This is a genomic window from Nostoc sp. DedVER02 (genome assembly GCF_034530675.2).
GTDB lineage: Bacteria > Cyanobacteriota > Cyanobacteriia > Cyanobacteriales > Nostocaceae > Nostoc.
This window is the reverse complement of sequence record NZ_JAVRCP020000039.1, coordinates 22,086-44,243: the sequence shown is the minus strand read 5'-3', so window position 1 is coordinate 44,243 and position 22,158 is coordinate 22,086. Positions and strand designations below refer to the sequence as shown.

General features: G+C 41.1%; 20 protein-coding genes and 1 other RNA gene. 8 read left to right on the top strand and 13 right to left on the bottom strand.

The annotated features are described in order from the left end of the window. Complete coding sequence (locus RMZ41_RS26570; RefSeq protein ID WP_322639699.1) at positions 1-753, bottom strand: RibD family protein; 753 nt, start codon at positions 751-753, stop codon at positions 1-3. Positions 754-1,056: 303 nt separating this feature from the next. On the opposite strand from RMZ41_RS26570, the gene RMZ41_RS26565 reads away from it, so the two are divergent. Next, positions 1,057-3,186 carry an ATP-binding protein gene (locus tag RMZ41_RS26565; protein ID WP_322639698.1) on the top strand — a complete coding sequence of 710 codons (2,130 nt, stop codon included), beginning with the start codon at positions 1,057-1,059 and terminating at the stop codon, positions 3,184-3,186. 172 nt (positions 3,187-3,358) lie between these two features. On the opposite strand, the gene RMZ41_RS26560 is transcribed toward RMZ41_RS26565, so the two are convergent. The 6 genes from RMZ41_RS26560 to groL form a co-directional block, all read right to left on the bottom strand. Beyond that, complete coding sequence (locus RMZ41_RS26560; RefSeq protein ID WP_322639697.1) at positions 3,359-4,447, bottom strand: Gfo/Idh/MocA family oxidoreductase; 1,089 nt, start codon at positions 4,445-4,447, stop codon at positions 3,359-3,361. Between the two features lie 116 nt (positions 4,448-4,563). Next, on the bottom strand, positions 4,564-5,283 hold the full coding sequence (gene rnc / locus RMZ41_RS26555; protein WP_322639696.1) for a ribonuclease III: 720 nt from the start codon (positions 5,281-5,283) through the stop codon (positions 4,564-4,566). Positions 5,284-5,400: 117 nt separating this feature from the next. Next, an RNA gene (rnpB, locus tag RMZ41_RS26550) (RNase P RNA component class A) lies at positions 5,401-5,824 on the bottom strand. 46 nt (positions 5,825-5,870) lie between these two features. After that, positions 5,871-6,569, bottom strand: a complete 699-nt coding sequence (locus tag RMZ41_RS26545) for a hypothetical protein (RefSeq protein WP_322639695.1) — start codon at positions 6,567-6,569, stop codon at positions 5,871-5,873. Positions 6,570-6,633: 64 nt separating this feature from the next. Beyond that, positions 6,634-7,776, bottom strand: coding sequence for a magnesium/cobalt transporter CorA (corA, locus tag RMZ41_RS26540; RefSeq protein WP_322639694.1), 1,143 nt, complete (start codon positions 7,774-7,776; stop codon positions 6,634-6,636). Positions 7,777-8,177: 401 nt separating this feature from the next. Next, the gene (gene groL, locus RMZ41_RS26535) at positions 8,178-9,851 is read right to left on the bottom strand and encodes a chaperonin GroEL (protein ID WP_322639693.1); all 1,674 of its coding nucleotides are present in this window, start codon (positions 9,849-9,851) and stop codon (positions 8,178-8,180) included. Between the two features lie 154 nt (positions 9,852-10,005). Between groL and RMZ41_RS26530 the strand changes: the two genes are divergently transcribed. Next, complete coding sequence (locus RMZ41_RS26530) at positions 10,006-11,088, top strand: MraY family glycosyltransferase (protein WP_322639692.1); 1,083 nt, start codon at positions 10,006-10,008, stop codon at positions 11,086-11,088. A 360-nt stretch (positions 11,089-11,448) separates the two neighbouring features. Here RMZ41_RS26530 and fabG read toward each other — a convergent pair whose 3' ends face one another. Then, a complete protein-coding gene (gene fabG / locus RMZ41_RS26525) occupies positions 11,449-12,195 on the bottom strand; it encodes a 3-oxoacyl-[acyl-carrier-protein] reductase (protein WP_322639691.1) in 747 nt (248 codons plus the stop codon). Positions 12,196-12,665: 470 nt separating this feature from the next. On the opposite strand from fabG, the gene trxA reads away from it, so the two are divergent. Continuing rightward, positions 12,666-12,983, top strand: a complete 318-nt coding sequence (gene trxA, locus RMZ41_RS26520) for a thioredoxin (protein ID WP_322639690.1) — start codon at positions 12,666-12,668, stop codon at positions 12,981-12,983. A 1,067-nt stretch (positions 12,984-14,050) separates the two neighbouring features. Here trxA and RMZ41_RS26515 read toward each other — a convergent pair. Continuing rightward, positions 14,051-14,317 (bottom strand): hypothetical protein, encoded by a 267-nt coding sequence (locus tag RMZ41_RS26515; protein WP_322639688.1) that lies wholly within the window; start codon positions 14,315-14,317, stop codon positions 14,051-14,053. A gap of 332 nt (positions 14,318-14,649) precedes the next feature. After that, positions 14,650-15,774 carry a class I SAM-dependent RNA methyltransferase gene (locus tag RMZ41_RS26510; RefSeq protein ID WP_322639687.1) on the bottom strand — a complete coding sequence of 375 codons (1,125 nt, stop codon included), beginning with the start codon at positions 15,772-15,774 and terminating at the stop codon, positions 14,650-14,652. A 414-nt stretch (positions 15,775-16,188) separates the two neighbouring features. On the opposite strand from RMZ41_RS26510, the gene RMZ41_RS26505 reads away from it, so the two are divergent. The 4 genes from RMZ41_RS26505 (at position 16,189) to RMZ41_RS26490 (ending at position 17,578) form a co-directional block, all read left to right on the top strand. Next, positions 16,189-16,605, top strand: a complete 417-nt coding sequence (locus RMZ41_RS26505) for a XisH family protein (protein WP_322639686.1) — start codon at positions 16,189-16,191, stop codon at positions 16,603-16,605. Then, positions 16,593-16,934, top strand: a complete 342-nt coding sequence (locus tag RMZ41_RS26500) for a XisI protein (protein WP_322639685.1) — start codon at positions 16,593-16,595, stop codon at positions 16,932-16,934. The genes RMZ41_RS26505 and RMZ41_RS26500 overlap by 13 nt, the downstream gene beginning before the upstream one ends. Positions 16,935-17,055: 121 nt before the next feature. Beyond that, on the top strand, positions 17,056-17,454 hold the full coding sequence (locus RMZ41_RS26495; protein WP_322639684.1) for an AAA-like domain-containing protein: 399 nt from the start codon (positions 17,056-17,058) through the stop codon (positions 17,452-17,454). Beyond that, positions 17,354-17,578: an AAA-like domain-containing protein gene (locus tag RMZ41_RS26490; protein WP_322639683.1), complete on the top strand. Its 225-nt coding sequence runs from the start codon at positions 17,354-17,356 to the stop codon at positions 17,576-17,578. The genes RMZ41_RS26495 and RMZ41_RS26490 overlap by 101 nt, the downstream gene beginning before the upstream one ends. Positions 17,579-17,601: 23 nt before the next feature. On the opposite strand, the gene RMZ41_RS26485 is transcribed toward RMZ41_RS26490, so the two are convergent. Together RMZ41_RS26485 and hemW are read right to left on the bottom strand one after the other, a co-directional pair. After that, positions 17,602-18,492: a UTP--glucose-1-phosphate uridylyltransferase gene (locus RMZ41_RS26485; RefSeq protein ID WP_322639682.1), complete on the bottom strand. Its 891-nt coding sequence runs from the start codon at positions 18,490-18,492 to the stop codon at positions 17,602-17,604. A 43-nt stretch (positions 18,493-18,535) separates the two neighbouring features. Further along, a complete protein-coding gene (gene hemW, locus RMZ41_RS26480) occupies positions 18,536-19,717 on the bottom strand; it encodes a radical SAM family heme chaperone HemW (RefSeq protein ID WP_322639681.1) in 1,182 nt (393 codons plus the stop codon). Between the two features lie 433 nt (positions 19,718-20,150). On the opposite strand from hemW, the gene RMZ41_RS26475 reads away from it, so the two are divergent. Continuing rightward, complete coding sequence (locus RMZ41_RS26475; protein ID WP_185580506.1) at positions 20,151-21,227, top strand: PIN/TRAM domain-containing protein; 1,077 nt, start codon at positions 20,151-20,153, stop codon at positions 21,225-21,227. 64 nt (positions 21,228-21,291) lie between these two features. Here the strand turns inward: RMZ41_RS26475 and RMZ41_RS26470 are convergent, their stop codons facing one another. Beyond that, positions 21,292-22,107: an Rpn family recombination-promoting nuclease/putative transposase gene (locus RMZ41_RS26470; protein WP_322734491.1), complete on the bottom strand. Its 816-nt coding sequence runs from the start codon at positions 22,105-22,107 to the stop codon at positions 21,292-21,294. Between the last annotated feature and the right edge of the window lie 51 nt (positions 22,108-22,158).

Sequence of the window (22,158 nt, the reverse complement as noted above, 5' to 3'; positions counted from 1 at the left end):
CTAATCTGCTGATCGTTGCAGGCGATAGTGCAAAAACACTTCTTGCTCAACTGTATGAACTTCTATAAGTTGCAATTTGGGAGCTAAATCGGGTAAAAATCCTTTCCCTCCGGCAGGTGTGGGGGCGGTACTACCACCTAAAATCAGGGGACAGACAGTGAGCCATAATTCATCGATTAAATCTAAGCCCAGCAGGGAAGCGACTAATTCACCTCCACCTAAGACTACCAATCGTGTTATATCTATATTGGCTAGATACTTCAAAGCTGCGGAAATGTCGATTTCTCGCGTTGGTGTTTCAAAAACCAGAATCTGTTCAAATTCTGGAGAGAATTCTGGAGAACACTCTTGTGTTCCGGTTCTTATAGTTGAAGGAAGCGTCTGTAAGCGTCCTTTCCATGAAAGTACCCCCGCTTTTGTCGTGAGTAGCCAGCGTCTAACTGGTTGCTTAAAAAAGTTAATTTCCGGATTGAGGTTTGCAGAGTGTGTAGTCACTATATGAACTGGCTGCGGAGGCTTCCCTTCTTGTGCCCGAAGTTCCACTAAAGTTGGATCTGATACAGTAAGTGTCGTTCCATAAGCCCGAAGAGTACCAGCACCGAATAAAACCGCATCAGAGGCAGCGATTTGTTTTTCCAGATGTGCTTTATCAACCTTTGAGCCAAAACGAGCGGGCGATCGCCTAAAATCTGCTATTTTGCCATCTACACTCATTGCTAAAACAACTGTAGTATGAGGACGATGTTGCAACATTAAATTGATTTGATAGGTTGAATATTTTCTTTATTCGTGTGTAAATTGCAAAAAAATCCATACCTACAAGTTGCTTTTTTACAATTTTACCACTGTTTACCACTGTATTTATATGCAACACAAACCACTTTTTAATTTAGCATATATAAATTTTGGTATACCACGTTTCTTTTTAGATTATAGCAATTTGTTATTTTTAAACATTGAAAATAAAATTCTGATAATTTAATAAGATGTCTCATCTAGCCAGTCTAATTACATATCTTTGCTGTTGTGGTTTGCGGATGCAAAGTGAGACACTCGATGACTAATTCTCGCCAATCTTCCTTTCGTCGAATTTTAGTAACGAAAATATTGCTGCTGTTCGTTCCAGTTTTACTTATAGGTGAGATTATTGCCTTAAATAAGGCACGTTCTAGCATCTTGGGAACTGCGCGTCAAAATTTAACAGAAAGCGCCATCAGTAAAGGGGAGAGAATTGGCGATGCGATCGCAATCTTAAAAGCTAGTTTACTGAGTGTAAGTAAAACAACGGTGATTCCATCGGGTTCGCCTATACAAGAGCAAGAAATTCTCGCGCAGTTAAAGCAACAACTTCCGACCAATATTGAATGTATCCAATTAACGGATCTCCTAAACCAGAAAGTAATTGCTAGTAGCTGTGGGGATCAAGCAATAGGAGAATTGATATTCCCTTTACCTAGTGATGGAATTAATGTCAAAGCAATCTTCCCGTCAAAGGCAGGAATGACTGGCAAAAGAAACGCACAAAATCAATTGCGATTAGTGGTATCTGCACCAGTGTCGGATAGCCGAAAAAATTTAGTTTACAGCTTAAGTATTCAGTCTGCATTATACCAACAAACCAGAAACCCGCCGGGATCGCTCACAGGCTCTATGGTAGTGATTGCTGAAGATGGGACAATTTTGGCGCACCCATACACAGACTGGGTGGGAACTAATATCAATCAACAGCCAAATTCTTCCGAATTCAAAAGTATAATTAAAAATGCTCTTGCCGGACGGAATGATTCGGTAAATTTGTCTTTTAAAGAAGGGAACGAATTAGTAGCTGGCTATACAGCTATTGCAAATCCACTCACCGAACAACAGCATCAAAAATGGATAGTCTTAGCTGTTACTAGTATCGATAATGCACTTTTTGGTTTAGAAGAAATTAAACTAATTCTCATAGTTTTGACAGTTGGTTTGATTGGTGCAAGTTTGTTAGCATCTATATATTTAGCTCCTTACCTGGCACGTCCTGTAGAAGAATTGCGAGACTATGCTCTCAATATTCACTCCCATCACGCCGCGCAACCAGTTCCACACAATTTCCAAATTCGAGAATTCAATCAACTCGCCCAAGCATTAGATCAAATGGTAGAACGTCTCAAAGCTGGGGCGGAAGAGTTAGAAATAGCGTGGAAAGAAGCAAAAAGCGCTAACCAAATTAAAAGCCAGTTTTTGGCTACTACTTCCCATGAATTGAGAAATCCATTACATACTATTATTAGCTGCATTCGCGTGGTTGAAGATGGCTTATGTGATAGCCGTGAAGAAGAAATGGAATTTCTCAAACGTGCCGATGAAACAACCATTCATTTGCTAAATATTATTAATGATTTACTCGACATTTCTAAAATCGAAGCAGGTAAACTTTCTGTAGTCATTACACCTCTCGATCTGAGACAGATATTGCTAGAGGTGATTAATTTACAATCAGTTAATGTTCAACAAAAGGGCTTGCAATTGAAATGCGAGTTAGATCCTCAACCAATACCAATTAAGGCAGACGCGGCAAAACTGAAGCAAGTGCTGATTAATGTTATTGGCAATGCTACTAAGTTCACCGACACAGGAAGCATCACCATTGCTACAGAAATTCAATCTAGTAATGGTAAATCTCAAGTGGTGGTCATAGTTAAAGATACAGGTATAGGTATCGATCCCACTCAACAACACAAACTATTTCGCCCCTTTGTGATGGTGAATGGCACAACCACGCGCCAGTTTGAAGGGACTGGACTAGGATTAGCAATTTCACGGAACTTAATCGAACTCATGGGAGGCAGCATTACTCTTGAGAGTGCAGGGCTTCATCAAGGTACGACGCTGAAGATTACCTTACCCTTGATTGATATCTCGCTGTTACCTGCTTCAAAAAAAGATGAAAATATTGGGGATCTGGGATTTTCTTCTGAGAATAAGGGGGCAAAAGCAAGCCAATACTCTAACCTACAGCAGTCTGGGGGAAGTCCATCTTTAAGAAGTAATAAATCTGTTAAAACAGTTGTAGAAAAAGAAAAATCGATGAAGTTTCAGGTGTTACTTGGAAATGAGACTTACGAGATTAGTCTTTCGCCACAGCAAACTCTCTTGGTAAGTCTTCCAAAAACAGAAGTTTATGCAAACGGAACTTCTGAAAGGTAATACCATTTTGAATTTTAGATTTTAGATTGAGAATTCTTTTTCCCTTTCGATGCGATCGTAAAGTAAAGACGCGATAAATCGCCGTCTCTACAAGAATCAGCCCTTTGTAGAGACGGCGATTTATCGCGTCTCTTGCCTTAACCGAGGATTATTGGGCGGTTTCAGGGGAAAATTAGACTTGAGAGCAGTTGTTAAGAAAAACAGGTTGACCGCCTTGCTCAAGAGATACTGTTAGTGCAGCAAGAATTTCTACTAACTGTGTGCCTACCCAGCCAGACGAAATCTCTGAGGGAGTATTGTTGAGAATAGAGTCAACAAAACAAGAGCAAACCCGTTGCAACGGTTCCCCTGGCTCTAATTCCAGCACCACCTGTTTTTGATTTACCGGAATAAAATGATTACCCTGCTGTTCAAACTCCCCATGTAGCAGCGTTAGAGGCGACGATCGCAACATTTCATCAAAAATCAAGCTACCAAGGCTACCTACAATCCCCAGCCGTCGCTGCTTATCAGGATTCAACCAACACAAATGAATATAAGCTTGAAAGCCATCTGGGTATGTCAGTGTCAACCATACCAGATCAGCCAAACCTTGAGACAGAAGAGAATTTGTATCTTTCTTTTCCCCTACTTCCCTGCTCCCCCGCTCCCCTGCTCCCTGTAGCCACACTGTACCCGTTGCTTGTACTTTCACAGGAATCTGACCCAGCCAAGCGTTAAAGATAGCAATATCGTGAATAGCTAAGTCCCACAGTGCATCAACATCTTGGCGGACAGGCCCTAAATGGGTGCGCGTCGCATAGCCATAGCGTAAATCACCTAATTTACCTGCTTGTACTACACTTTGCCCTTCCTCAACTGCTGGGTGAAATAAATAAGTGTGGTCAACCATGAGTATTAAATGATGCTGCTTTGCTAACTGGCAAAGTTCCCGACATTCTGCGGGATCGAGAGTTAGGGGCTTTTCAGCTAAAACATGGTGTCCGTTTTGGAGAGCGTCTTTAATTAAAGCATAGTGGGTAGTAGCTGGAGTTGCGATCGCAACTCCTGTCAACCCTGGCACTTTTTTTAAATCTTCCCACTGGGTTGTTAATACTACATTTTCATCTAAATTAAACTGCTGTTTAACCGCCGCTAATCGTTCTGGATGGGGATCTACTACAGCAACTACATCTACTTGAGGATGTGCTAAAAAATTCCGCAGCAGATGCACTCCCCAACGCCCAACCCCGATAACAGCAATTTTAATTTGGTTTGTCATTTGTTATTTGTCATTTGTCATTTGTTATTTGTCATTTGTCATTTGTATACAAAGGACTAGAGACAAATGACCACTGACAATCAACTGATTATCGGCTAATTCCTCTTATTTTAAGCTCAGGGTTTTTGCGGGTTAGGAATTGCTAAAAAAGCTACTTTAGCTGCGGCTTGTTCAGCAGTTTTGATTGATCGCCCCTTACCTTCGCCGAGCTTGTTGCCGTGGAGCCACACTTCAGCCATGAAACGTTCTTGATTACGGTGCGGTTGAGTGACTTCTACAACTCGATATTCTGGTAAAACTTTAAATTGCGCCTGAGTCCATTCTTGGAGAGCAGCTTTGTAATTAAGTCTGGCAGGATCGAGGCGAATTTCTGTGGTTAGTTCTTGAAAGTGAGGATCTAGCCAAGAGCGGATCAATTCCAAATTTTGAGTACTTAAGTAAAGCGCACCCAGAACTGCTTCAAAAGCATCTGCTAGTCGTGACTCTTGACCAACTTTATCAGCCGTAGCACTACCGGCAACTAGTAAGTATAACTCCAAACCATAAACTCTGGCTAATTGGGCGAGAATGCGATCGCTCACTAACACCGAACGAATTGCCGCAAAATCCCCTACAGGACAATCAGGATAATTTTCCCATAACACAATAGCCGACACCAGCCGCACCACTGCATCGCCAACAAACTCTAGCTGTTCATAATTTGCCGAATCAGAGACAGTCGGATGAGTTAGCGCTAAATCTAGCAGTTCCCACTTAATAGGTGCTTCTAGCGATAAACCCAATTTTTGGACTAAACTTTCAAGTTGCCGTTGACGGCGTGGATAAGCAAGGGGCATTACGTGACAAGGGGAAGGGGGAAGGGAAGCAGAGGGAAACTAATAACTCTTAACTTCTAACTCAGCACGGGCTAAACGCCCCGCTACCGCTAACAGCACTCAGCACTAAAAAAGAGGGGAAAGAGCAGTACATAAGCCGGGTTCTGTTCTCTTGCGAGGGCAGTTATCTATCTGGGACGTTTGTTACCAAACGCCTCAAGCGGCTCTCATTGAGCGGAACTGGTAAAAGACCAACCGTAGTTCCTATCGCCTTGCTCCCAACCGGGGTTTACCGAGCCAGCACCTCTCGATACTGCTGGTGCGCTCTTACCGCACCTTTGCACCCTTACCAGATCAATTAAAAATGTAAAATTAAAAATTAAAAATTATTCATTTTAGATTTTTAATTTTTAATTTTTAATTAATCTGGCGGTATCTTTCTGTGGCACTATCCTCACGATCGCTCGCACTGGACGTTATCCAGCAAGTTTGGTCTTTCGGGAGCCCGGACTTTCCTCAAACCAGTGACTATGACTGATCTGCAACCGCCTGCGTCTACTCTCTCCTTAGATCCAGTGTAATCTTGGATGGCATAGTCTGTCTGGTTGCTATTGCTTTTTTTTATTCCAAGGTAGAGCGTAAGTCCAAGGTAGTTTTCTGACTGTGAAAGGACAATTGATAATGCTAATGGGAGGAAAATCACGGCCTGGGGCTAGACCTAAACGCACTTCAGATATCCTTAGCACCAGTTGCAGGGAAAAGTCCAACTCCTTTTTTCTGTTAATAAAGTCGTTGTACAATTTTTTTTGCCCTTTTTGCAGCCCGTTGATATCAATTAGTGGTTTTTTCGCTAAATAAGTTCCAGCATCTTTATCGCGCTCGAAAACATCTTCTGCTGTCACCGTTTCAGAAAGTGTTTTCTTGGGAGCAATTAGGCTAGGACTTTGAGGTACTGCTAAGTCGCGGGTTAAATCTGGTGATTTCCGAATTACGCGGCGCGATTGCTTGCTATGTTCAACTACTAAAGAACTGTTGTCCCAGTCAACATATAGGGCAACATTATCAGATTTATTTTCAATGCTAATCCCTAAATCTTTCAAATCGTCAATTGGGTATGAGGCTTTGAGTTTAAAAGAAATCCCAATTTTATCGTCGAGATTTTGTTCTTTGAGTTGTTCGTCAACGATTCCTTTTTTAAACTCAAACTTAACTTGATCGTCGATAGATTCGATCATGCGGTTAAAAATGTATGAAACACCGATAATATAAACAGTCAAAACTATTAAATTCTGGTCGCTACTCCTCATAAATTAGAATATTAACTCCCGGTGCTAATGAATGTATATTTGATTCGTCGCCCATCTGCAATTATTAATTACTCTTAATTGTTACAGAATTTTGCAGCCAGCCTCGTCGCCAAAAAAAGAATAGCAAACTAAGTGCGATCGCTAACATCACTGCCCAACAAAGTGGATAGCCCCAATACCAATTCAACTCAGGCATATTATATGGCGATTTTTCAGTATTGAAATTCATACCATATATTCCGGCAATAAAAGTCAGTGGAATAAAAATTGTTGAAACTATCGTTAGTACCTTCATGATTTCATTCATTTTATTACTCACTGCCGAAAGGTACACATCCATTAATCCAGATGCTAGTTCTCGATAAGTTTCTACCATATCCATCACTTGCACTGTATGGTCATAACAATCTCGCAAGTAGATTCGCACTTCTTCGCCAATTAGTTCACTACCATCTCGAATCAAAGAATTAATTGCATCTCGCTGGGGCCAAATAGCACGACGTAGTTGCAGTAGTTCTCGCCTAATTTGATAAATATTTTGTAGTGTTTGCGGGGTAGGTCTGACTATTACCTCCTCTTCCAACTCTTCGATTCGCTCCCCATAAAGCTCTAGCACTGGGAAAAAGCCATCAATAATTGCATCTAACACAGCGTAAGCTAAATAATCGGCCCCCTGTTTACGGATGATACCTTTATTTTTTTCAATTCGCGATCGCACTCCTTCAAAACAATCATGTTCTGGTTCTTCTTGTACTGTCAGCAAATAATTTTTTCCTAATATCAAACTTACTTGCTCGCTGTAAAAACCGCATGTTCTTTCTTTTGCTACTACCATCCGAGCAATGAATAGCAATTGGTCTTCATAATCCTCTGTTTTGGGTCGCTCTGGCACATTGACTATATCTTCTAAAACTAGAGGATGTAACTCAAAAACTTTACCCAATCGTTGTAATATATCTTGACTGCCTAAACCTTGTACATCTACCCACGAAACGGATTCCATCTCCAGATATGGAACACACTCCTCTGGAGTTGCTATTTGTTCGCGGATGAAATTGGTTTGGTTATAGTCAATCAAAAAAATTATCGGTGGTGGAGCGTCTTCATCAATAAAAATTGTTCCAGGTATAGTCCCTGGTTGGTGATAGAACTCATCTTCATATAGCTTGGTTACTATTTTGGGAAGACGACGCAGTTTTCGTACCATGCAATATTACCTACATTGGGCATTGGGAATTGGGAATTGGGCATTGGACAAGTTCCTCTTTTCTCAGTGCTTAGTAAAGAAGTAAGATTCCCTACTCAACACTTATGAGGCGCTTTGATTTATTTCAGCTTTTGCTATTAATCTTACAAAAATTAATACAAATACTGTGACTTTTAGATTAAGCAGTTATTTAGGTTGGGTAATTTAGAAATCAGCATTTTTTAGTGGTTAGTTGTATTCACGACTAATTACCGATCGCTATGATGATTATTTTTATTTATGACCAGCTACTTCCCAGCAATAGAGATAACATATTGGCTCTGAATCAGCAATGCTATAAAAAAACAGTTTGTCTTGACAAGACAAACTGTTGAAAAAATATTTATCTGGGTAAGCAGAAGTTAGAACATGCCCATGCCGCCCATGCCACCCATACCACCCATACCGCCCATGCCACCCATGCCGCCCATATCAGGGGCAGGAGCAGCAGATTTCTTCTCTGGTTTTTCAACAACGATCGCTTCGGTAGTTAACACCAAACCAGCAATGGAACCAGCATTTTGCAAAGCTGAACGCACGACTTTGGCAGGGTCGATAATACCAGCCGCGATCAAGTCTTCAAATTCTCCGGTAGCGGCGTTGTAGCCAATGTTAAACTCGCTGTCTCGAACTCTAGAGACGATCACAGAACCTTCAGCACCAGCGTTATCTGCTATTTGACGCAAGGGAGCTTCTAGCGCTCTTTGGACTATATCAGCCCCAATTTTTTCTTCTTCGCTTTCTAAGCTGTTTTTAATCGCTTCTACTGTCTTAGCTAAGTGAATTAAAGTCGTTCCACCACCAGGAACAATACCTTCTTCCACGGCAGCTTTAGTAGCGTTCAGCGCGTCTTCAATCCGCAGTTTACGGTCTTTGAGTTCGGTTTCGGTTGCCGCACCCACTTTAATCACTGCCACACCGCCAGCAAGCTTGGCGATGCGTTCTTGCAGTTTTTCTTGATCGTATTCAGAATCGGTTTCTTCCAACTGCCTGCGAATTTGACCAATCCGCTTTTGTACCTCTGGCTTGGTGACACTGCCAGCTACAATGGTGGTGCTTTCTTTGTCAATGGTGATTTTGCGGGCAGTTCCCAGCGCTTCTAAAGAAGCGGTATCCAAACTTAAACCGATTTCTTCAGAAATTAATTGCCCATCGGTGAGAATAGCAATATCTTCTAACAAAGCTTTGCGGCGATCGCCAAATCCAGGCGCTTTGATTGCAGCCACAGCAAGTACACCCCGCGCTTTGTTCACTACCAAAGTTGCCAAAGCATCACCTTCGACATCTTCAGCGATGATTAACAAGGGCTGACCAGAACGGGCGACTTTTTCCAAAACTGGTACTAAATCTTGGATGCTGCTGATTTTTTTATCTGTCACCAAGATTCGGGCGTTTTCAAATTCTACGATTTGCCGCTCGTTGTTGGTGACGAAGTAGGGAGAAATATAACCTCTGTCAATCTGCATCCCTTCAACTACTTCTAGTTCAGTGGTGAGGGATTTGGATTCTTCAACGGTAATGACACCATCTTTGGTGACTTTTTCCATTGCTTGAGCTAACATTTGGCCAACTTCTTCATCGTTACCAGCAGAGACAGTGGCAACTTGAGCGATCGCACTTCCTTCGACTGGCTTGGCTATCCTGGCAATTTCTTTTACCAGTGCTTCCACAGTTTTGTCGATCCCGCGTTTCAAGCTAACTGGGTTACTACCTGCCGCGACGTTCTTCAAACCTTCCCGAATCAAGGCTTGTGCTAAAACTGTGGCGGTAGTAGTACCATCCCCAGCCACATCTTTAGTTTTTGAGGCTACTTCCTGAATGAGTCTTGCACCAGTATTTTCCAAAGGATCTTCTAATTCAATTTCCTTGGCAACAGTGATACCATCGTTGACAATTTGAGGTGCGCCAAATTTTTTCTCTAAAAGGACATTGCGACCTTTCGGCCCCAAGGTGATTTTTACGGCATCGGCAAGGGCGTTAACACCCCTTTCTAGAGCTCGCCGCGATTCCTCGTCAAATGCAATAATTTTCGCCATGTTTTATTTCTCTAGCGCTTCCATTAGACAATTTAGCACTCACAGGGCAAGAGTGCTAATCTCTAAAGTTACAAATGGAAATAAAAAATAAAAAATTGATTAATATACAGGTGATGCTCATATTAGATACTGGCAGTAATGCTTGAATTGGGAGATGAATCTAGACAACTCCCTTAAATACCTTGGTATTGCCGACCCTAGCGGCACCGGCTGGTTGGCAGTAGTATTTACGTTTCTCTTGGCTTGGCTTGTAACGTGGCGTTCAATTCCGACAGTCCGCAAATTCGCCTTGCGAGTAGGTTGGGCTGACCAACCCAACGCTCGGCGACTCAATCGAGAACCTTTACCCAATGCAGGGGGGCTGGCTATCTACGCGGGTGTAATTGCCGCGCTGGTATTAGCTAGCCTTTTACGACCGATCGAACTCCAAAACGTATTGGCTCAGGTGCTCACTATTCTGTTGGGGGGTTCGATATTAGTCCTTGTGGGTTTTATCGACGATCAGTTCGGCTTACCGCCCTCTATTCGATTGTGGGCACAAATCGTCACGGCACTTTTGTTGGTAGCTAATGGTATCAGTGTCAAAGTTATGTTTGGGACTCCCATCGACTCACTTCTGTCTATGTCGCTGACAGTACTGTGGGTAGTAGGGATTACCAACGCCATCAACTTGATGGATGGAATGGATGGTTTGGCAGGAGGAATCAGCTTTATTACCGCCATGAGTTTATTGGGGGTTGCAGCCCAATTTAACAATCGTGCGGCGGCAATTTTGGTACTTGCAGCCTTGGGAGGTGCTGCATTAGGCTTTTTGCGCCATAACTTCCATCCTTCACGGATTATTATGGGTGATGCCGGAGCGTATTTTTTTGGCTATGTGCTGGCAGCAACTAGTATTTTAGGCAAACTACAACAAAACACAATTTATGCCCTAATTCCCACAGTTTTATTTCTATTGTTGCCAGTGCTAGACACCACCCAAGTATTTGTACGGCGGTTACTAGCTGGAAATAACCCTCTGAGTACTCCTGGCAAAGATCATCTGCATCACCGCTTACTTGCTTGGGGACTCTCCCAGCGCCATGCTGCGTTCACACTTTGGTCAATTACCTTATTTTTTAATTTGCTGGCGATGAGAATACAAGGCATGAGTTTGGCTGTGATGCTGGCTACCGCCAGTAGTATTATTATTCTTTTGGGTTTTACTGTCTGGCAAAGGATACGCCAACAACCTTAGTTGCTTGTAGGGTTGGCATTGCAATGCTAGCCCTACTATGGTTTTTTCTCTGTGGTGTATGTATACTAAGCTGTTGTGTTTTTAATTTGCACATTGAGACAGCAGGGGAGCAGAGGAGAGGGTTTACAGGTTTTGCCTAAAAGATTATGAGGCAACTTGTAGGCGCGACAGCTTACGACTGAATTTTAGATTTTAGATTTTAGATTTTGTTGAAGCAGCACTCCAAAAAATAAATTATCCAAAATTATTTGTATATATTTGTATATAAATAGGGGCGCACAACTAGCTGTGCGCCCCTATTTATGTAAAATCTCAAATTATTTATTCAGAGCAATTGTATTTATTGATTGCTTAAACTATTTACGCCATTACCATACCGCCATCAACATTAAAAACTTGTCCAGTGATGTAGTTAGCGGCGGGATCGGCAGCGAGGAAGCGCACCATCCCAGCAACTTCTTCGGGCTGGCCGAAGCGACCGAGGGGTATAAATTTCAGAATATCTTCGGGGTTGTTGAGATCGCTGGTCATATCGGTGGCGATGAAGCCAGGGGCGACAGCGTTAACGGTGATGCCGCGAGTAGCCAGTTCTTTGGCAACGCTTTTGGTGAAGCCGATTACACCTGCTTTGGCGGCGCTGTAGTTGGACTGACCTGGGTTGCCCATTTGCCCCGCAACGGAGGTAATGTTAATAATTCGCCCCGATCGCTGCTTAAGCATAATTTTACTGACGTTGCGTGTACATAAAAAAACACCAGTCAGGTTAAGGTCTATCACAGCTTGCCAATCTTCTGGCTTCAAACGCAAAAGCAGTGTGTCGCGGGTAATTCCTGCATTATTGACTAAAATATCCACACGCTTAAATTTTTCCATGACGGTGTTAACTAGTGTGTCTACTTGATCGCTTTTAGAAACGTCTGCTTGAATAGCGATCGCCTTACCTCCCGCTTCTGTAATTTCTGTAACAACTGCCTCGGCTGCTGCACTCGAACTGGCATAATTGACAACTGCGATCGCTCCTTGTGAAGCTAATTCAATTGCGATCGCTTTCCCAATTCCCCGTGAAGCACCTGTGATAATTGCGACTTTATCTTTTAATAGTGTCATTTAATGTCCCTCGATCTTAGAAATACCGCGCTAATTATCTTATGGCGATTTAGGGAACATATAAATATTGTCTGGATAAAATCTAACTATTGGGACACGACAATCTTGCTAGGATAATGCAAATTAGATAATAAATATATAACTTTACACGTTGTTTTTAGCTAAACATCTAACTCATCTTTGATTTTTGAAAAAACTCAGTACAATTTAAATAGCCTTTTTTTATGTTGCCTATTACCTCTTACCTAACTACGCAAATAAATTAAGATGTATAATTCTTTAGCTAGCAAAATAATTTTAATTTTTATACATAAATAAAATTAATATCTGTATTCTATTAGAATTATTTAATATTGTTGATCTATATTAACTAATGTAATCTTTTACCAAGAAAAACCCATGATCCTATAGCGATTTTATTTTCTAAGAATTACCATTGAAAAACATAATTGAAAATCGGTGTGTGTCACATGGCAACTAAAAAACAATTTAACAGCTTTGAAGAAATGTTGTCTGATTCTGATGTACCTGTATTAGTGGATTTTTATGCTGAATGGTGTGGCCCATGTCAGATGATGGTGCCAATTTTAGAGCAAGTAAATGCCCAACTCAAGGATCGCCTGCGGATTGTCAAAATTGACACAGAAAAATACACAGAGTTAGCTAGCAAGTATCAAATTGCTGCACTACCAACTCTAGTACTTTTTAAGCAGGGTCAGCCTGTGGAGAAAATAGAAGGTGTAAGACAAGCAGCAGATTTGGTACAACATCTAACAAGAATTATTTAAGTACCGCAAGACTTACGCAACTGGCACAATGCGATCGCCATTTTATAGTACATAAGTATTATTGAGTAACATTTCAAAATCTTTGTATTTACAATAGAAATCGCATTAGCGAAGCACTATTGAAATACTTATGAGAAAACAATTAGAGGGTATATCCACGTAAATTGCGAGTTAGTCTCCATGCTGTGCCATCGCTTGTGCCAGTTGCGTAAATCCTGAGCGCTACACTGCTGCTTAGTCAAATATATTTATTTGGGAAAAATATCTTTTATAAAGTAAACGTCCAATTTTCCTCAACTTCAATTAATTTTTAAAGATTTTGCCACAATAAACGTAATATTCGTTTTTATTTTATTAAATAACTATTGATTAAATCGGGGCTAATTACTTATCAGTTGATTTGTACTACAGCTAGCGATCGCTACTGTGCTAGTTGAGTAAGTCTTAATAAACTACAGCAAAAATTGGGCTGAAAATCATTGCTGAAGTAAGAGTTGAAGCGATTCGGAAAAAGTCACTGGATTTGACAGACCGCATCATCGCTTTTGCAGATGAATTCGGATTGCACCACATTTCTACAACACCTTAGATGAAGTTGAGGCGGTAATGCTAGAAATGCGATTACTCAAAGAAAACTTGATATAAAACCTTAAGCAAACATTAAGTATATTTACTTGTACGTCTAAAGAAAGTAGTTTAGAAATTGAGATAGGTATATTGTATAGATATAACAAAATCTCTTGACAAAGAAAACAATATATGAGTAGTAAGCAGGAAAGACCTGAAAAAGCCTATATTTGGGTGAATATTGATTTTGATAAGGTTAAGCATAGGATAAATGCGGTGACTTGCCAGATTGAGCGGGTTATAGAAAAACACCAACTGTCCAATCACACTGGTAATTCAGACAAAGGAAACAATTAGTAATGTTTGTGTAGATTCTAATATCAAGCCCCAGCTAGATATTTTCTAGATGGGGCTTTTGTTTTTATGTGTGGAGTCGAGATGTAAATGTTTGTTAAGCGCGATGGCGTACACGCCCGCCGTAGGCGATCGCAGTAGGAAATTTATCCGATTGTTAAAGCTGGTTCTTCGCAGAAGTTAAACAGGGCTGACTCTGTTTCTGATTCATCTTCAAATACAGCAGAGATATACCATTCACAAGGTGAATCATTTGTATATTCAGCCCAAGCAATGGTTACTGTTTCACCTGATGGAATCCCTTCATCACTCAAGGTAAATGAAGCCCACTCTTCATCATCCACAGATACCCATAACTCCGTAATTGCCTGTTCAGTTTCATTGGTAACGGTAAAGGTAAATTGGTCTGACATAAATTGCCTCTTAGCGATAAATAAATTGCAAATCGTCAGTCACCGATTATACTGGCACTTTTTTGGAATTTTTTTAGCTAAACTCCCAGGATGTATATCCAGAGGTAATTTTAAGCTTTTTTAGCTATAATTAAATTTCTTAAAGAGTATTAAAAACCTTACCTAGTTGTATGGAAGATAGCCAATATTACGGAACACGGAATTTGAATCGCGGTTTTCACAAAGCCCGATAATACAGCGCATCCGCAAGTATTACTAAATTTTGAGGCAATGTATTTTTGACTGAGGAGAAGTAGTTAAGAGCGATCGCTAAACCATGCTACAAATCGCCCTTAGTACAGTTCATATTTCATTAACTGACAAGGTATAGTTCCGTTGTACACCGCAATCCGTTTGGATGATTTCAGTCCAATCGATTGAGATAGTTCCTTATTCCCACTCAGCACAAATGCAGTCCAGCCTTTGAAGCGTTGTTTCAACACATCGCCCAAAAGTTTGTAAAATGCCCCCAAATCACTATCTCGCCCCAGCCGTTCGCCATAAGGTGGATTGCACAATAAAATTCCACTGTCTGCGGGGGCCACAACATCAGCAAGTTCCATTTGAGAAAACCAGATATGATTATCAACACCGCAATTTTGAGCATTGTTAATGGCCTGCTCAATTATATTTTCATCGCGATCGCTTCCCCAAATAGGTGCGGTCAGGGTATCAAGTTGACTATCCTTAGCTTCTTGGAGCAGTTTTTCTAAAAGGGGTAGGTCAAAATCGAGCCAATTTTCAAATCCAAAGGAATCCCGAAACAGCCCTGGTGCTATATTCAGTGATTTTAAACTAGCTTCCAAAGGTAAAGTCCCAGATCCACAAAGAGGATCGTAGAACATCTGGTCTGTCTGCCAACCAGAAAGTTGAATGAGGGCAGCAGCTAGAGATTCCTTGAGAGGTGCTGCTCCAACCGCAGGGCGATAGCCTCGACGGTGCAGACTATTTCCAGAACTGTCGAGTTTGACGGTACAAAAGTCGCGTTCAATATGAACATTGACCCGCACATCTGGTTCATGAAGTTCTACATTTGAACGCTCACCCAAATTTTCTTTCTGCTGGTCAACGATCGCATTTTTGATCTGGAGAGATGTAAAGTGGCTGTGGTTGAGGTGTTTGTTTTTGCCCGTGACATTCACCGCCAGGGTCATATCTGGCGTTAAATAGTTTTGCCAATCGATGGTTTGGATACCGCGATAGAGATCCTCCGCATCTTGACAAGGGAACTCATGGATATTCACCAAGATTCGGAACGGCAGCCTAGCCCAGAGGTTGACGCGATAAAGTAGGGTGCGATCGCCCTCAAAGGCGACACCACAAAACCCTGGCTCTACAGAATCGGCTCCCAATTGCTCTAACTCTTGAGCCGCAAGGGTTTCTAATCCGCGAGCAACCGTTGCAAAATACTGATTCATCCTCTAATTCCAAAGCATTGTTTTCAATGCTGACCCATTGACGCATTTTAGCTTAACTCATATTAAGACTGTCTTTACAAAACTATCTTTACAAAATTACCGTAGGCGTAGCCCGTCGTAGACATAATACTTGCAAGAATCAGAAGTTTTAGGTGCGATCGCCTGTGGAATCATCCTTAAATCTATAACTGACTTCTCACATGTCAAATGAAAGCTTAAAAAGCGATCGCTATTCAATTAGCTATGGCGATCGCACTCGGTTTTTGTCTTATTTGTAACTGCGATCGCATCTTCGTTAACATGAACGTAAAATGTAGGGTGGATTAGCGACAGCTTAACCCAGCGAATTAATCATAGGGCGATCGCACTTAAAAACTTTGGGCTAAAATCATTGTGCCAATTATAAGGAGGATAATGCCAGCAAAAGATGTTTACCACGATGCGGTTAAAAATGCTTTAATCAAAGACGGTTGGAGTATTTTAGCCGATCCTTATAAAATTAAATACAAAGACGCTGAATTATTTGCTGACTTAGCAGCAGAAAAACCTATTGCTGCTGAACAAAATGGGCGCAAAATCGTTGTCGAGATTAAAAGCTTTTTAAGCGCCTCACCAATGAGGGATTTTGAATTGGCTTTAGGACAATATATTCTATATCGAAACTTAATCAATCTTACTGAACTAGAATATCAAATTTATTTAGCAATTAAGGATAGTATTTACGAAAACTTTTTTAAACGGGAGTCAATTCAAGATATTACTAAAATAAATCAATTACTTTTGATTATTGTTGAGATGGAAAAGGAGGAAATTTTACAATGGATAAATTAGGGCAATATCGTAGTTATATAAAAAAAATCTTAACAGAATATCATGAATGGGTTTCTGGTTCAGCCAATTTAGATCGAGAAAGTTGTCTTGTTTTTGACGAGATACACGATCAATATTTTTGGCTGTTTATGGGTTGGGAAGGGAAGAAAAAAATCAGAAATATTCAAGTCCATATTCGCATCAAAAATGAAAAGATTTATATTGAGGAAGATTGGACGGAGGAAGGAATTGCAACTGAGTTATTAAGGGAAAATGTACCGAAAGAGGATATTGTTTTAGCTTTCCATGATCCAGAAACTCGTAAGTTAACTGAGTTTGCTGCTGCTTAAATTACAGAGTAATTTCGTATATGAGCGATCGCTCAGTTCCTCAGTAAGATAGCAACGGAGTTTTTGTCTTATTTGTAGCTGCGATCGCATCTTGGTTCACATCAACCTAAAAACCTCACTAATGACTCGTATCCTGGCTTACTCAAAAAATCTTGGATATAAAACTGTTTCCGTGAGCTTGCAACTTGCCAACGATGAGATTTTACAGAACTTAGAATACTTTTTACAATGGTTCTGTGCCAGAGTCAGCAAGCAGTTAGATTTACCAAACACGATCGCCGATTTTTGGACTCAATCCTTGGGTAGCAAATCGAATGCCACAGACTACTTCGAGGATGCGATCTTAGTTAACATAGATTGCCCTCTGGTGATTGCGATCGATGAACTTAATCAGCTGTTTGCTTACCCCGACATTGCTCGTGAATTTCTTCTACTTTTGCGAACCTGGTCTGAGCAAGCTAAAGCAAGGGTTGCAGACAGCTACAGAAATCCTTCAGCAATCAAATCTTGTAGATTTTGAGGCGGTGCAAGCCTCTCAGTTGTACAAGATGGGGTTAGTGCATCTACATGGTATAAAGGTAAGTCTCGCCTGCGAATTATTTCGTCCGTTTTTTTGCGATCGCCTGCCAAAAAGTTTTCCGTAAGCCTTATCAAGTGTTCATTTGAGCTAGGAAACGCTTCTAAAATCAATCATTGTCTGACGATAAGTATCTGGCAAACCTGTATCAAAACATTTACCCTTAACAATATATCCGGTCATTCCCTCTGACTGACGCAATTCCTCCAGACAGGATGTTAACTGAAATTCCCCTCGTTCTCGAAAATTTTGCTTGATGTGTTCTGCTAGAAAATCAAAAATTTTTGGCGTAAGTAAATACAAACCAAATATACATAAAAACTCATTTTCTGCCATTCCCTGTACGCGCAAATTTTGTTGTGCATACTCAATGGTAGGTTTTTCATAGAGTTGTGTAACTTCCAGAATCGAGTTTAATTCTTGCCAAACTCCTGTTACACACCCAGATGTATGAAGATTTTCGGCTGGCGTTGTAGTTAAGCTAACAACACTTCGATTAACTTGTTTATAAACATCTAAAATTTGACCAGCACAAGATTTTTCAATATCAGATGCATAAATGTGGTCGCCCAACATCAGCAAAAACGGCTCATCTTGCACCCAATCCTTGGCACAAAATACCGCATGACCATAACCTAATTGTTCCTCTTGCAATAAGATGGTAACTTTGCTACCTAAATCTTCGAGATATCGGCTATATTCTTTATTTGGTGGTGAAAGTTTATCAAAAAGTTCTTTTTTAGGTGGATTTTTCAATAAGTCTGCAAATACTTCTTTATCATCTGGTTGTACCACAATCCCGACTTCTGCAATTCCAGCATTAATTGCCTCTTCAATAATTGCGAGAATGACAGGTTTTGCCCTCCCATCTCGATCGATAATCGGGAAAAGTTCTTTTTTCACAACCTTAGTAGCTGGAAACAACCGAGTCCCAAAACCAGCTACCGGAATCACGGCCTTTCTAACTTGATTTTTCTCCATAAATCTCTCCTCCTCTCTGCGCCCTCTGCGCCTCTGCGGTTCGTCATCCCAACTTCTCAAACAACTCCGCCAACACCACATTAGAAAACAAAAACCCTTGGGGATCGATCAAACGCAACCTTCCCCCTGCAACTTCCACCCAACCTTTATCAAAATACCCTTGCAAACACCTACAAATTTCTTCCACCTTTTCTTCGCCAAACGCTTCCACCAACGCCGCCAAACTCAAACCCTCCGCCAAACGCAACCCCAACATTAACGTTTCTAACAATACTTCCTTTGGGGGAGTCACATCACAATCAATTACACCGCCAGCCTGCACCCACTGGTAATATTCCCTAGTCTGGCGCGGACGAGTGAAGCGCTTCCTGTCAACATAACTCGCCGCACCCATCCCAAAGCCATAGTAAGGGCGGTTTTCCCAATACACTCGATTATGCCGACACTGATGACCAGGTTGAGCATAATTGGAAATTTCATAATGCTCATAACCTGCACCAGTCAAAACTTGCTGCCCCATCTGGTACATTTTGACTGTGGCTTCATCCGTAGGTAAAGGAGTATCACCAGGTTTGTAGTAACGACCAAAAGCTGTACCTGGCTCAATCGTAAGATCGTAGATAGAAATATGAGTGGGTAAAATAGCTACCGCTTTTTCTAGGGAATCCTGCCATTGATCCAAAGACTGATGCGGCAACCCAGAAATTAAGTCTAAGCTGAATTCAGGAATCTCAACTTGGTGGATTAACTCCACAGCTGCAAAAATATCTTCAACTGAGTGCGATCGCCCCGCCTTTTGCAATAATTCTTCTTGAAAGGCTTGTACGCCCAAACTTACCCGGTTCACACCTGCACTGCGATAGCCTGCTATATGGGCTAAATCAAAGGTAGCTGGGTCAATTTCCATAGAAATCTCTGCACCAGTTGCAATACCAAAATGCTTCTCCAATTCCTCCACTATCCGTTGTAGCTGTTCCGTTGATAGCAGCGAAGGAGTACCACCCCCGAAGAAAATTGTCTTTAGAGGTTGGTCAAAGGCTGGTGTAATGGCAATTTCTTGACATAGCACCTCAACATATTGGGAAATAGTACCCGATGTTTCGCCCCGCAAGCGATCGCCCACAACAGACACCGGAAAATCACAATAAAAGCACCGCCGCCTGCAAAAGGGAATATGCACATAAGCAGAACTCGCAATGCCAGAAACACTAAATTTTTGACTCATTTTGAGAAAAGTTTGAAGTTAAGCCAACTGCGAATTAAAGACAATGAAAATGAAGAAAGAACTCAGGAGTCAGGAGTCAGGAGTCAGAATAATTGTAAAATCAAGCGTGGAATAACTTATTGATTTTATTAAAATTATTAAGTTTGGGTATCAAAGTCTTCTTAATTCTGACTTCTGACTTCTGACTCCTGACTCCTGACTTCTGGATTCTGACTTCTGAATTCTGACAAAATGAGTAGTTTATTTACAAATTTTTGTCGTTTTACAAAGAAACAATGAAAAATATTAAGATAAAAGCCTTTAGTTATAATAATTGCAGATATTGTCCTACTAAACCCTTAGTGTAAGTCAATATTGATTAGTTTATCTTACCGATGAAATAAAAAATACTTTAGTTTATCGGTGAACACAGTTGCAGGAAAACAACATAACCATGCTTGACGCAATTATCATTTTTTCATTTATCCTCGCAGCTTCGGGAATAGGGTTCTACAGCATTGAACTACTACCCAATGGCACGTTAGATCAGGTAACAAATCTTGAAGCTTTACGCTTAGTTGTTGCCGTCTTTGCCGCTATTATTGGTGGTGCGATCGGGCTGAGTTTCCAGACGACATATCGCCGTCTAGAATCACAAGTCAAAGAAATGCCTCTGGAAGTAATTTTAACTCGTGCCATTGGCTTAGTAATTGGGTTATTGCTAGCTAACCTGATGCTAGCCCCATTATTCTTACTACCTATCCCAGCAGATTTTGGATTTATTAAGCCACTTGTGGCAGTTGTCGGTAGTATTATCCTCTCCGTCACTGGTATGAACTTGGCAGATACCCACGGACGAGGTTTATTGCGGTTCATTAATCCCAACACCGTCGAATCGATGGTTGTGGAAGGAACGCTAAAACCAGCTAATACGAAAGTTTTAGATACTAGCTGCATTATCGATGGTCGCATTGAAGCGTTACTAGAAACAGGGTTTCTGGAAGGGCAAATTCTCGTACCGCAGTTTGTCTTGCAAGAACTCCAACAAGTAGCCGATGCTAGCAAAGACCAAAAGCGGGTGCGGGGAAGGCGAGGACTAGAAATTCTCAACCGCATTAAGGAAGAATATCCTGATCGCATTTTGATTAATGCAGTTGACTACGAAGATATTCCCACAGTGGATGCCAAATTGGTGCGTTTCGCCCAAGAAATTAGCGGTACGTTGCTAACCAACGACTACAACTTATCTAAAGTCGCCAGCGTTCAGAAAGTGCCCGTTTTGAATGTAAATGATTTAGTGAACGCCGTCCGTCCCAGTTATTTACCTGGCGACAACCTGGATTTAAAAATCCTCAAGGAAGGCAAAGAACCTAGTCAAGGCATTGGCTACCTAGATGACGGCACAATGGTAGTTGTTGAAGAAGGCAGCAGTTATGTGGGTGGTGAACTGCGAGTAGTAGTCACCAGCGCTTTGCAAACCACCGCAGGAAGAATGATTTTTGCTAAACCCCAAGCATCAGCATTGGCGTGAGGGAAATGTCCCGTGCAATTAAATATAAATTGTGCAATCGGTGCAGTCAACCTGCACCGATTATTTATTTAGAATCACCAGATTCAGTTACCTGTAAATACTGTAACTGCTCAATTGATAACCCTGTCAATCTTGCTATCTCTTCTAATGGCATACCAGTATTAAAAAGATTGATTGCCACTTCAAGTAAAGCTTCAGCTTTGCCTTCAGCTTTGCCTTCAGCTTTGCCTTCAGCTTTGCCTTCAGCTTTGCCTTCTTCTAAAATATCTTGATAAATCACTGACTCGCGCATAATATCTGACCTCAAGACTCGTCTAATAACGTCTTTATCCAATACTAAACCAGCTAAAATCCCTGTGGAAGCAGCAATATTACTTTGATTTCTTGATTCTGTCATACTATTAATTTTCCGTGCAACTTGGTTAAGCACGGCTTCTGGATCAATTGTACTACTCAAAACTGCAAAGGGTAACAGCCCAGGCGTTCTCAGAAATACTTCAGTTGGTTGTTCCCAAAGTCTGATAACTGAAAATTCATGGCGTGTCCCGGCAATTGTAAATGTATTTTGTTGCACCAAATCTGAATTTGTCTGTTTGAGATAAATTACGACTTGATGCATTGCTTTGTGTGGAAAGCGGCGATACACTCGCAATCGATAGTCAATCATCCGAAAAGGAATTTCCGCATCGACTTGGGTTTGAAATTCCAGATGTAAAATGTTTTCCTCTGACTGTAGCAGAATTAGGGCATCAGCACGAATGGGTTCGAGAGATAATTCTTTTGGGCTTAGTTCGGTTAAAGTAATGGGTTCGCCTAATAACCAAGTGGCGAAGTCGCTAGAGAAATTTTCAGCTAAAAATTTACAGATATTGTCAAACATTTGATAATTTTACCAAATAGCTTGTTCACTTATTATTAATCTGCAATTATT

Excerpts from the sequence above, each read along its gene's own strand:
- hemW (WP_322639681.1), bottom strand. The coding sequence starts at position 19,717 with ATGAGTCAAAAATTTAGTGTTTCTGGCATTGCGAGTTCTGCTTATGTG.
- RMZ41_RS26570 (WP_322639699.1), bottom strand. The coding sequence starts at position 753 with ATGTTGCAACATCGTCCTCATACTACAGTTGTTTTAGCAATGAGTGTA.
- RMZ41_RS26530 (WP_322639692.1), top strand. The coding sequence starts at position 10,006 with ATGAATCTAGACAACTCCCTTAAATACCTTGGTATTGCCGACCCTAGC.
- RMZ41_RS26505 (WP_322639686.1), top strand. The coding sequence starts at position 16,189 with ATGCCAGCAAAAGATGTTTACCACGATGCGGTTAAAAATGCTTTAATC.
- RMZ41_RS26500 (WP_322639685.1), top strand. The coding sequence starts at position 16,593 with ATGGATAAATTAGGGCAATATCGTAGTTATATAAAAAAAATCTTAACA.
- RMZ41_RS26475 (WP_185580506.1), top strand. The coding sequence starts at position 20,151 with ATGCTTGACGCAATTATCATTTTTTCATTTATCCTCGCAGCTTCGGGA.
- RMZ41_RS26515 (WP_322639688.1), bottom strand. The coding sequence starts at position 14,317 with ATGTCAGACCAATTTACCTTTACCGTTACCAATGAAACTGAACAGGCA.
- RMZ41_RS26485 (WP_322639682.1), bottom strand. The coding sequence starts at position 18,492 with ATGGAGAAAAATCAAGTTAGAAAGGCCGTGATTCCGGTAGCTGGTTTT.
- RMZ41_RS26495 (WP_322639684.1), top strand. The coding sequence starts at position 17,056 with ATGACTCGTATCCTGGCTTACTCAAAAAATCTTGGATATAAAACTGTT.
- rnc (WP_322639696.1), bottom strand. The coding sequence starts at position 5,283 with ATGCCCCTTGCTTATCCACGCCGTCAACGGCAACTTGAAAGTTTAGTC.
- corA (WP_322639694.1), bottom strand. The coding sequence starts at position 7,776 with ATGGTACGAAAACTGCGTCGTCTTCCCAAAATAGTAACCAAGCTATAT.
- fabG (WP_322639691.1), bottom strand. The coding sequence starts at position 12,195 with ATGACACTATTAAAAGATAAAGTCGCAATTATCACAGGTGCTTCACGG.
- RMZ41_RS26470 (WP_322734491.1), bottom strand. The coding sequence starts at position 22,107 with ATGTTTGACAATATCTGTAAATTTTTAGCTGAAAATTTCTCTAGCGAC.
- RMZ41_RS26565 (WP_322639698.1), top strand. The coding sequence starts at position 1,057 with ATGACTAATTCTCGCCAATCTTCCTTTCGTCGAATTTTAGTAACGAAA.
- RMZ41_RS26545 (WP_322639695.1), bottom strand. The coding sequence starts at position 6,569 with ATGAGGAGTAGCGACCAGAATTTAATAGTTTTGACTGTTTATATTATC.
- groL (WP_322639693.1), bottom strand. The coding sequence starts at position 9,851 with ATGGCGAAAATTATTGCATTTGACGAGGAATCGCGGCGAGCTCTAGAA.
- RMZ41_RS26560 (WP_322639697.1), bottom strand. The coding sequence starts at position 4,447 with ATGACAAACCAAATTAAAATTGCTGTTATCGGGGTTGGGCGTTGGGGA.
- RMZ41_RS26510 (WP_322639687.1), bottom strand. The coding sequence starts at position 15,774 with ATGAATCAGTATTTTGCAACGGTTGCTCGCGGATTAGAAACCCTTGCG.
- trxA (WP_322639690.1), top strand. The coding sequence starts at position 12,666 with ATGGCAACTAAAAAACAATTTAACAGCTTTGAAGAAATGTTGTCTGAT.